Source organism: Microbacterium sp. MMO-20, from assembly GCF_037147735.1.
Lineage (GTDB): Bacteria > Actinomycetota > Actinomycetes > Actinomycetales > Microbacteriaceae > Microbacterium.
Genome location: NZ_JBBCUU010000020.1, coordinates 1 through 1,633, shown reverse-complemented (window position 1 = coordinate 1,633; position 1,633 = coordinate 1). Strand labels below are relative to the sequence as shown.

General features: G+C 67.8%; 1 protein-coding gene. It reads right to left on the bottom strand.

Annotation, left to right across the window (positions count from 1 at the left end; translation table 11 throughout):
- Positions 1-145 precede the first annotated feature (145 nt).
- Entirely contained in the window at positions 146-1,513 is a 1,368-nt protein-coding gene (locus tag WFI52_RS14115) for an IS1380 family transposase (protein WP_442927781.1), read from the bottom strand.
- Between the last annotated feature and the right edge of the window lie 120 nt (positions 1,514-1,633).

Here is a 1,633-nt window from a genome sequence, read left to right as displayed (position 1 = left end):
AGCCCTGATCCACCGTCGCGATTCGGTTGAGCCGCGTTTCGCTTTTCGTTGAGTTGTTTCGGCGGGCGGGCGTGCGTGTTCTGCCAGCCGGGGCTCTGGCTTATCCACGTCGATCTCCGGTTCGTGCCCGTCGGGGCGATGCTGGTCAGGCGGCGGCGGCCGGGTGGGGCGGGCTGGTCGCGGTGTCCCAGAGCCTGGTCCAGGCGGTCGCCCACGGCCACGCGGCGGGCAGGTGTATCACGAGACGGCGGCCTGTGTGGGCGAGCCTCGCGGGCGTGTGCACGATCGTGCGCAGCAGTGTTGCCATGCGAGCTCGTCTCATGCCCGCGGCGGTCGCGGCGGCGCGGGAGAGGTTGTGCGCGATGACCGCGAACTGCAACCATGCTGCGTTCGCGGTGAACCGCCCGGAGGGCAGGTGGCCGAGGGGCCCTGCTTTGAGTTCTGCGATGACTTGCTCCACGATCGCGTGACCACGGTGGAACCGGTCCGCGTCGACCTTGGTGAGATCGCTGTTGGTGATGAACGCGTGATACCGGTAGGTGTCGAACAAGGTGTCCTGCCCGTGCTGCGCGTTGCTGTTCAGCCGCTTCACCCGCCTGACGATCAGTCGGGCGTGTACGTGCTCGGCCTTGGGGTGGGACACGAACGCGGTGAACGGTGCCTCCGCGACCTCGGCGTCGCTGATCCACTCGCCCGTGTCCTCGTCGCGGACCGCGTTCGGATACTCGATCCTCGTCCACGCGGCCTCATCGATCCCCGCGATCGCCCGCTGCACCGTCGGCCACTGCGGGATCGTGAACGAGTACCACGCCCCGTGCTTGATCGCCGTGGTCACGTTCTCGTGCGTGCAGAACGCGGAGTCCGCGCGAGTCAGCGCCCGCCGGTCAGGGGCGACCTGCCGGACCGTGCCCAGTGCGCGGGCGAGGTGATGGGCGGCGCCTGCGCCGGAGCGGACATTCCCGCGTCGCAGCGATGCTTCCGCGATGACCGGCGCCGCGTCTTGCCCGGTGACCGTCACGATCAGGGCGTTCAGCCCGCGCACTCCGGAGTAGCCGAACGCGGCAGCCTGCTTCCGGTAGCCGTGGACTTCCCGGATCGTGTCGTCCATGTCCACCATGACCAGCCCGCCCGCCGTCCCAGCCAGGGTCGGGAGGTCCCCGATCAGGCGACGCAGCAGCACCCGGTTCACCTTCCCGAGCTGGAGGACATGCCCGTGCGTGAACTGGCGCAGGAACGTTCCGACCGTCGAGGGAGCCCGCACTGCCCCGACCACACGCGAGGTGCCACCCGAGCGCAGTAGGTCCAGGTCATCGATGCTGTCTGCACCGGCGAGCATCCCACCGATCACCGTCCGCGCCTTGACCGGCACGCTCGCGGCCGGCAACGTCACAGCCTCCGCGATCAGTTCCGACAGGCCCGCCCGCTCCGCCAGCTCCAGCACCGGGACAAGACCCGCATGCGACACGAGGTTGTGGTCATCGAAGACCGGCGCAATACCGTGAGATGCTTTCACTTACGAGGTGTCCTTCCGGACTGGTAAACGTTGCTCTAGACAATCAACATTTTCCCAGACCAGAAGGACATTTCACTTCACGGCACGCCCACGAACCGCACCCGACATGGTGGATCGGGG